General features: G+C 72.5%; 8 protein-coding genes and 1 riboswitch. Of the genes, 4 read left to right on the top strand and 4 right to left on the bottom strand.

All coding sequences use genetic code 11. From position 1 onward, the window contains the following. Window positions 1-144: 144 nt before the first annotated feature. Window positions 145-2,682 carry an FtsX-like permease family protein gene (locus AB0H87_RS34045; RefSeq protein ID WP_360155226.1) on the bottom strand — a complete coding sequence of 846 codons (2,538 nt, stop codon included), beginning with the start codon at window positions 2,680-2,682 and terminating at the stop codon, window positions 145-147. A gap of 164 nt (window positions 2,683-2,846) precedes the next feature. Here AB0H87_RS34045 and AB0H87_RS34040 point away from each other — a divergent pair, with 164 nt between their 5' ends. The 3 genes from AB0H87_RS34040 (at window position 2,847) to AB0H87_RS34030 (ending at window position 5,747) form a co-directional block, all read left to right on the top strand. After that, complete coding sequence (locus tag AB0H87_RS34040) at window positions 2,847-3,755, top strand: cation diffusion facilitator family transporter (protein ID WP_360155223.1); 909 nt, start codon at window positions 2,847-2,849, stop codon at window positions 3,753-3,755. Window positions 3,756-3,922: 167 nt separating this feature from the next. After that, window positions 3,923-4,053: riboswitch (cyclic di-AMP (ydaO/yuaA leader) on the top strand. An 8-nt stretch (window positions 4,054-4,061) separates the two neighbouring features. Then, window positions 4,062-5,132, top strand: coding sequence for a hypothetical protein (locus AB0H87_RS34035; protein WP_360155220.1), 1,071 nt, complete (start codon window positions 4,062-4,064; stop codon window positions 5,130-5,132). Between the two features lie 96 nt (window positions 5,133-5,228). After that, complete coding sequence (locus tag AB0H87_RS34030) at window positions 5,229-5,747, top strand: hypothetical protein (RefSeq protein ID WP_360155217.1); 519 nt, start codon at window positions 5,229-5,231, stop codon at window positions 5,745-5,747. Here the strand turns inward: AB0H87_RS34030 and AB0H87_RS34025 are convergent. The 3 genes from AB0H87_RS34025 to AB0H87_RS34015 all read right to left on the bottom strand — a co-directional run bounded on the left by AB0H87_RS34025 (window position 5,662) and on the right by AB0H87_RS34015 (window position 7,367). Next, window positions 5,662-6,159: an SRPBCC family protein gene (locus AB0H87_RS34025; protein WP_360155214.1), complete on the bottom strand. Its 498-nt coding sequence runs from the start codon at window positions 6,157-6,159 to the stop codon at window positions 5,662-5,664. The genes AB0H87_RS34030 and AB0H87_RS34025 overlap by 86 nt on opposite strands. A gap of 14 nt (window positions 6,160-6,173) precedes the next feature. After that, window positions 6,174-6,926: a serine/threonine-protein kinase gene (locus tag AB0H87_RS34020; RefSeq protein WP_360155211.1), complete on the bottom strand. Its 753-nt coding sequence runs from the start codon at window positions 6,924-6,926 to the stop codon at window positions 6,174-6,176. A gap of 87 nt (window positions 6,927-7,013) precedes the next feature. After that, on the bottom strand, window positions 7,014-7,367 hold the full coding sequence (locus AB0H87_RS34015) for an STAS domain-containing protein (protein ID WP_116075376.1): 354 nt from the start codon (window positions 7,365-7,367) through the stop codon (window positions 7,014-7,016). A 413-nt stretch (window positions 7,368-7,780) separates the two neighbouring features. On the opposite strand from AB0H87_RS34015, the gene AB0H87_RS34010 reads away from it, so the two are divergent. Next, a partial coding sequence (locus tag AB0H87_RS34010) for a hypothetical protein (protein WP_360155206.1) occupies window positions 7,781-8,130 on the top strand: 350 nt, incomplete at its 3' end.

Raw genomic sequence — 8,130 nt, 5'->3', positions numbered from 1 at the left:
GTGAACGCGACCAGCAGGAACACGGTCCACTGTGGAACCAGCAGGAGCACGAGGCCGGCCAGGAAGAGACCCCGGCAAAGGATCCCGCCACGCGGCGTCCGGCCGATGCCGGCTCCACGGGCCGGCCCGGCGCGGACCGTGGGGCTAGTCCTCGGCCAGGGCCGCGACGACCGGTAGACGGGCCGCCCGGCGGGCCGGGAGGACCGCCGCGAGCAGGGCCGCCCCCGCCGCCGCGAGCACGATCAGGATGAGCTGCCCGACCGGCACCACCGGCACACCGTGGCCGTAGGTGTCGATCAGGGCGGCCGCCGCCACCCACCCGATGCCGCCGCCCAGGGCCACCCCGCCCACCGCGCCCACGACCGCGATCAGGGTCGACTCCAGGAGCAGCATGCCGCGGAGCTGACGGCGGGACAGGCCCAGCGCGCGCATCGTCGCCGACTCGCGGCGGCGTTCCACCACCGACAGCGACAGCGTGTTGCCGATGCCGAACAGCGAGATCAGCACCGACATGCCGAGCAGCGCGGCGAAGATGCCCAGCAGCTCGTCCAGGGACGCCGCCAGCTCGTCGGCCTCGGCGGCGCGGCTGGTCACCTGGACCACCGGGTACGCCCGCAGCTCCGCGTCCAGTATCCGCCGACCGTCCGTCGTGGACACACCCGGCGACAGGTCGACGAGGATCTCGACCGCCGGGCGCGAGCCGTACGCCGCGGTGAAGGTGGGGTAGGACACGAGCGCCGAGCCGTCCAGCGGGGAGTCGTCGTAGAGCGCCACCACCCGCAGCGGGCCCAGCGCGCCGAGCGGCACCGAACCACCGACGGAAACACCCTGATCGGCGGCGTACGACCGGCTCAGCGCGACCGTCCCCGGCCCGAGCCCGGTCAGCGAGCCCGCGGTCACCTCCGGCCGGATCGCACCGCGCAGCTGGTCCGGCGGCACCGCCGCGACCCGCACCCGCTCCCCCGCCAGCGGCTGCTCCGAGCGCACCTCGGCCACCGTCGCGAACTCCGGGTGCGCGCGCAGGGCCGAGGCGAGCCCGTCCGGCATCCCCGCCCGCATCGACTCGAACGTGCCGTCCGTGCGGGCCCGGTTGAGCGTGAACTCCACCGGGAAGTTCTCCGTCAGCTCTCGGCCGCTCTGGTCCCGCGCGGTGGCCAGCAGCACCGCGAACAGCGACATCAGCGCCACCCCGATCACGAGGGCGAGCGTGGTCGCGGCGGCCCGGCGCGGGTTGCGGCGGGCGTTGGCGACCGCGAGCGCCGGCACCGTGCCGAACAGCCGGGCCGGCAGCCAGCCGACGACCGCCACCGCCCGCGGCACCACCAGCGGGCCGGCCACCACCGCGGCGACGAAGAGCAGCATTCCGCCGCCGAGCACCAGGGGTAGGCCCGGGAAGCCGAGCGGCACGCCGAAGCCGATCGCCAGCAGGCCGGTGACGCCGAGCAGCAGTGCGCCGACGACGCGGGCGGTGCGGCGGCCGCCGGCGACCGCGCGCGGCTCGGCCAGGGCGGCGTCGCGCAGGGCGGCCAGCGGTGGGACCCGGCCCGCGGAGACGGCCGGGACCAGCGCGGAGACCACCGCCACGAACGTGCCGAAGCCGACCGCGACGAGGAACGTGGGCCAGCGCACCACCGGCGTGTGCAGCGGGATGTCGGTGGCGACCAGCTCGCGGCCCCACATCAGGCCGTACCCGATGAGCACGCTCATCACCAGGCCGCCGATCGAGGCGACGATGCCGAGCAGCAGCGCCTCCAGGAGCACGGTGCCGGTGACCTGGCGGCGGGACGCGCCGACCGCGCGGAGCAGGGCCAGCTCGCGCGTGCGCTGGGCGGCGAGGATCGCGAACGTGTTGTAGATGACGAACGCCGACACGGTCACCGCCACGAGGCCGAAGCCGAGCAGGACGGCGACGAAGCCGGTCACGTACTTGCCGGCCTCGACGGCGAGGCGGTCGCGGAGCTGGGCACCGGTCAGCACCGGGTACGCCTCCCCGAGCGCCGCCGACACCCGGTCGCGCAGCACCGTCTCGGACACCCCGGGCCGGGCGGCGACCACCACCTCGGCGAACCGCTCCGTCCCGGTCAGCTCGGTCAGCGCGGCGTCGGTGAGCGCGGCCACCGTCGAGCCGCCGTAGAGCCGGTTGACGCCGAGGTCGAGCACGCCGACGAGGGTCAGCGTGCGGGGCCGGCCAACCGCGTCGAGCACGGTGACCGGGCCGCCGACCGTGAAGCCGGCCCGCGCGACCGTGCTCTTCTCGACCGCCAGCTCGCCCGGCCCGGTCGGCAGCCGGCCGGACAGCAGGTCGTACGCGGCCAGCGACGGCACGTCCGGCACGGACAGCCCGTAGCCGACGTGGCCGTGGTCCATCATCAGCTTGCCGTCCCGGTCGAGCATGCTCAGCCAGGCCGCCATCCGCCCGTCGACCGCCGCGACGCCGTCGACCGCCGCGATGGTCGACACCGTGTCGCGCTCGGCGAGCTGCGCCGCGGGCTCGACCGCCACGTCGACGTTGCGGGCCGAGCGGGCCAGGTCGTCGTAGAAGGCGGCCCGGGCGGTGTCGCCGTAGACCAGCGTGCCGGCGAGGAAACCGACCCCGACCATCACCGCGAAGCCGGTGAGCACGAGCCGGACGGCGTGCGCGCGGAAACCGGTTACCGCGAGGCGAACAAGAGGCCGTTTCACGTCGACCAGTGTGAACACCCGCCACACGCGCCCCGAAACGCCCCGCCTGTCGCCGCCCCGATGCCCCCGCCGGACGGACAATGGCAATGGTTCCCGGTGTCACCTTTGCATACATAGCGATGTTTGCATAAGACTGGAGAGCAGCGAAGGCGAGGGAGGACCGAGTGGGCGCGGGACACGACCACGGCGTACGCGACGCGGGCGCCAAGCACCGCGGGCGCCTCTGGGCCGCTTTCGGGCTCCTCGCCGTCTTCATGGTCGTCGAGGCGGTCACCGCGTTCGCCACGGGCTCGCTGGCCCTGCTCTCCGACGCCGGGCACATGTTCACCGACGTCCTCGGGATCGGCATGGCGCTGGCCGCCATCACCGCCGCCCGGCGCGCGGCGGCCGACCCGCAACGGACGTTCGGGCTCTACCGGTTGGAAGTGCTGGCCGCCCTGGCCAACGCGGTGCTGCTGTTCGGCGTCGCGATCTACGTGCTGGTCGAGGCGGTACGCCGGTTCGGCGACGCACCGGCGGTCAGCACGACGCCGATGCTGATCGTGGCCGGCCTGGGCCTGATCGCCAACATCGTCGCGTTCGGCCTGCTCCGCCGCGGCGCCGAGGAGAGCATCAACGTCCGGGGCGCCTACCTGGAGGTGCTCGGCGACCTGGTCGGCTCCGTCGGCGTGCTGGTCGGCGCCGGGATCATCGCCGGCACGGGCTGGTTCGTGGTCGACCCGCTGATCGCGGTGGCGGTCGGCCTGTTCATCCTCCCCCGCACCTGGAAGCTCGGTCGGGAGGCGGTGCGGATCCTGGTGCAGGCCGCGCCGGGGCATCTCGACGTCGCGGCGATGCGCACCAAGCTCGGGTCGGTGCCGGGGGTGTGCGACGTGCACGATCTGCACGTCTGGACGCTGACCTCGGGCATGGAGGTGGCCTCGGCCCACCTCGGCATCGAGCGCGACGCGGAGGTCGCCACGGTGCTCGCGGCCGCCCGGGAGACGCTGCAGGACGGCTTCGGCATCGAGCACGCCACCCTCCAGGTCGAGCCGGTGGCTGCGACGGGTGACTGTCACACCGCCCGTTGGTGACGGTGGGTGCTTAGGACGGTCTTAACTTTGGTGACCATCGCGGGATATTTGCCCGGGTAAATCCGGGCAAGAGCCGCTAATAGGGCTTTACGGCCCTCCCGCAGAGTAGGGGTCCCTGGGTAGTCTCCAGATCGATCTTCGCAGGCGCGGCACCCCACCGGTGTCCGCGGAGGTCGTCGCCTAATCGCCACGGCGAGCCGGGGAACCACGCACCTGGGGTGCATCCGCGCGAGCGGTAGGGATCACTTTCCGTCCCGAACCCGTCAGCTAACCCGGTCGGCGGCTGACGGAAGGACATGCCCCCAGATGATCGATCCCCCCAGTCATCCGCACATCCGACGACGATGGTTCCGGGTCGTCGCGGTCGTGCTCGCCGGTCTCGTCATCGGGCTCGTGGGCCCGACGGCACCGGCCAGCGCGGACCCCGAGGACGAGGGCGGCACGGCTGAGCTGCGGGACCAGCTCGACAAGGCGAGCCGCGGCTACCTCGACGCCCAGGGCGCGCTGAAGCGCTCGCAGGGCAAGCAGCGGGAGCAGGAGGCGAGCCTCCGGACCATCGAGAAGGACCTGGCGACGCACGTCGAGGCGGTCGCCGAGCTGGGCCGCTCGGCCTATCGCACCGGCCGGCTGAGCCCGATGGCCGCGCTGATCAACAGTGACTCGCCGGAGCGCTTCCTGGAACGGGCCAACGCGCTCGGCATGGTCGCGGCCAACGAGCAGCGGACCATCCGCGGTCTCGAGGAGTCGCAGGCGAAGGAGGCGTCGGCCACCGACGCGATCAAGACGGAGGTACGCGAGCAGCAGCGCCAGGTGGCGCTGATGAAGGCCCGCAAGGACCAGGCGGAGCGGGCGCTGGACGTGGCGGCCAGGCAGCAGAAGGCGGCCGCGGCGAAGGCGTCCCAGAGCGGCGGGTCCGGCAGCAACACGGGCGGGTCCGGCGGGGCCACCGCCACACCGGCGAAGCGCAACAGCGACGGGAGCTGGCCGACCGAGTCGTGCAGCGTCAACGACCCGACCCCGGCCAGCGGCTGCATCACCCCGCGCACGCTGCACGCGCTGCAGCAGGCCAAGGCGGCCGGTTTCACGCACTACGTGTCGTGCTACCGCAGCGGCGGGTCCGGTGAGCATCCGAAGGGCCGGGCGTGCGACTTCGCGGCCGCGAAGGGCGGCTTCGAGGGCGACGCGACCGGTGCCGAGAAGACGTACGGCACGAACCTGGCCAACTACTTCATCCGCAACTCGGACAACCTGGCCGTGCTCTACGTGATCTGGTACCGGCAGATCTGGTTACCCAGCAGTGGTTGGAAGGCGTACAGCGGGGCGGGCGGAGACCCGTCCAGCGACCACACCAACCACGTGCACCTGAGCGTCTACTGAGGTCCCGAAAACCATCCGGGGGTACGCCGCTGGGCGTACCCCCGGATGCGTTCGGTTGTGGACGACCGCGCGGCGCCGAACCGGGAACCTGTCGGCATGACGCTCTCACCGAACTGGCGCAGGACCTTGCTGACGGTGCACGTGGCGACCGCGGTCGGCTGGCTCGGCAGCGACTTCGTGATGCTCGCGCTGGGCATCTCGGGTCTGTCCGGTGGCGACCCCGACGTGGTCTATCCGGCGATGTACCTCGTCGCCCGGGCGGTGTTCGCTCCCCTGAGCTTCGTGGTGCTCCTGGTCGCCGTGCTCAACGGTCTGCTCACCCCGTGGGGGCTGGTCCGGTGGTGGTGGGTCGTCGTGAAGCTGTTCCTGGTCACCCTGATGGTGGTGCTGGTCGTCCTGTCGCTGCTGCCGGGGCTGGCGCTGGCGGCCGATCTGCGCGGCGCGCTGCCCGCCGGCGACCGGGTCAACATGGTGGTGGCGCCGTCGGTGTCGACGACGATGATGCTGGTGGCGACCGTGCTGTCGACCTTCAAACCGTGGGGTCGGACGCCGTGGAGTCGAGCACCTCGCGGAGCCGCTCGGCCAGCGCGTGGTGTGCCTGCCGGGCCGTCCTGAACGCGTACCCGAAGAGCAGGGCCGGCGCGGTCAGCGTGATCGTCACCTCGATGTGCAGGCCGCCGTCGGAGACCGGATAGATCCGCGCACGGTTACGCAGCGTCGTGCCGGGGCGCTGGCGTGCGAGGGTGACCACCTCGGCCGCGCGGGCCCGTGGGCCGTCGGCGGGCCCGGGCGTGTTGACCGCCAGCACGTCGGCCGTGTAGGTGGTGGTGAACCGGAACGGGCCGAACGCCAGCCGGTCGTTGATCACGAAGCTGCGCAACGCGCCGTCCACCGGCCGCACCTCGGTGACCTTGACGATGTACGGGTGGAGCTCGGTGTGCCGGCTGAAGTCGGACAGCAGCCTGACGGCCTCTTCGGGCGCGCAGCCGGCGCGCAGTTCGTAGGTGAAGGTGCCGCTCTTGGCCACGAAGCTCCTCGTCGTCAGTTCAGGTGGTGCAGGGCGGGTGCGGGGAAGGCGTACGGCGCCGGAGCGCTCACCGGCATGATCGACGACCAGAGGCTCAGCGCCACGTCCACGCTGCGCGGGCGGTCGCCCGGCGTGCGGGTCAGGGTGGCCCGGCAGAGGTCGGCGACGGTGCGGGGCAGGCCGGGCACCGCGAGCACCGGCGCCGGGGCGGTGCGCGGGCGGTGTGCGGCCGCCCGGCCCGTCAGCATCTCGTGCAGCAGGAGGCCGAGGGCGAACACGTCGTCGGCGGGCAACCCGGGTGCACCGGCCGGACCGGCGAGGCCGAAGTCGATGATCTTGGCGCCGGCCCGGGTGAGCATGACGTTGCGGGCCGAGACGTCGCGGTGCACCACGCCGCGGCGGTGGGCCACCGCCAGCACGTCGGCGACGGTGGCGGCGATCCGGACCGCCTCCGGCCAGGGCAGCGGGCCACCGACCAGCCGGCCGGCCAGCGCGACGCCGTCGAGCAGCTCGAGCACCACGTAGGGAGCGACCGAGCCGTCCGGCAGCGGCGCGGCGCCGTGGTCGTAGACGCGCGGGACGCTAGGGTGCCGCAGCCGCTCGGTGATCTCCGCCTCGCGCCCGGCGAGGTCGGCGTGCGCCGGCGTGATGACCTTCACGGCCAGCGGGCGCGCGGTCTGGCTGTCGAAGCCGTGGTAGACCGTCGACACGCCGCCGCGCGCGATGGGACCCAGCAGGACGTACCGCCGGAGGATGGTCGTGCCCATCCGCAACCACGCCACGCCCCGGGACTCTTCCGGATCAACCGGGCCCGGGACAAGAGGTCACGGACAGGCTTTAGACATCGATAAGCCTCAGGCGCCGGCGGGTGTGTTGAGGTCGCCCAGGTAGGGCTCCGGGGCCCCGAACAACCCGAGCAGACCGGTGACCCAGAGCTGCCGGTGTACGAACCGGCTGGGCTCGGTGACCACCAGCTTGATGCCGCTCACCTCTGCGGTCTGGAAGCCCGCCACCATCGCGCTGATGCCGACGGAGTCGATGAAGCTCACCAGGCGCAGGTTGAGCTCGATCCGGGTGGGACGATCGTCGGTCAGCGCCGCGGCGATGGCCTCTTTGACCTCGTGGGCGGAGTCGACATCGATCTCACCGCGGGGGGCGATCTCGAGGACTCCGTTGGCACGTCGAGTTGTCACGATCGACAGACTCACGCAACTACCTCCGAGCTCGAACCTCGGTCCGCATCCAGGGGACCTTTCGACAGTACGCGGACCGCGACCGAGAGTATTCGCATCCATCACATGGTCGCCAGCCTTGCGGCCGCGTACTTTCCCCTTTCTCGTATTCCGAAACCGGCATAGCCGGTCAAAACGTGAATATGTGACCTTCGCCTCGCGTGAACAGAACACACGTGTCGAATTCCGGCCGGGGCCAGCGTACCGCACGTGTCGACCGTCACACTGGGTGAGGCGACCGGGACCGTCCACAGTCGGCAGCCGGGTGATCCGGGTCGCATCACGGTGACGATGTGTGGTTTGCGCCGCCCAGCGGGCGGGCACTGACCAGATGCCGGACGCCTGTGCGTCCGAAGTGGCAGGTTCGGCGACCGAGGAGGAGAGCAAGGATGTTCGGGACCAACCTCATGGACCGCCGGAGCAGGACCGAGCGGATCGCCGACGACGCGTGGGACCACCTACGGTCGTTCGTCGACTCGGCGCGGTCCGCCGGGCGGCACACGGCCGGCCTGGCGGGCGACGCGGGCGGCGCCGTGACCGGCGTCGTCGGTGGCGCGGCGACCGCGGTCGGCGGCGCGGCGAACGTCGTCGGTGGCGCGGCGGACGAGGCCCGCCGGCGGGCCAGCCTGGCCTTCGACGCCCTCGCCGGGCGCCGGATGCCGACGCCGTGGACCCTCGTCATCGCGGTGGCCGCGCTCGGCGCGGCCTCGAGCTGGCGGTCCCACCAGCCGGCAGTGTC

Source organism: Asanoa sp. NPDC050611 (assembly GCF_040654855.1).
GTDB lineage: Bacteria > Actinomycetota > Actinomycetes > Mycobacteriales > Micromonosporaceae > Asanoa.
Note: the sequence above shows the minus strand (reverse complement) of the source record. Positions and strands in the feature narration are given on the sequence as shown.

Excerpts from the sequence above, each read along its gene's own strand:
- AB0H87_RS34020 (WP_360155211.1), bottom strand. The coding sequence starts at position 6,926 with ATGGGCACGACCATCCTCCGGCGGTACGTCCTGCTGGGTCCCATCGCG.
- AB0H87_RS34030 (WP_360155217.1), top strand. The coding sequence starts at position 5,229 with ATGACGCTCTCACCGAACTGGCGCAGGACCTTGCTGACGGTGCACGTG.
- AB0H87_RS34035 (WP_360155220.1), top strand. The coding sequence starts at position 4,062 with ATGATCGATCCCCCCAGTCATCCGCACATCCGACGACGATGGTTCCGG.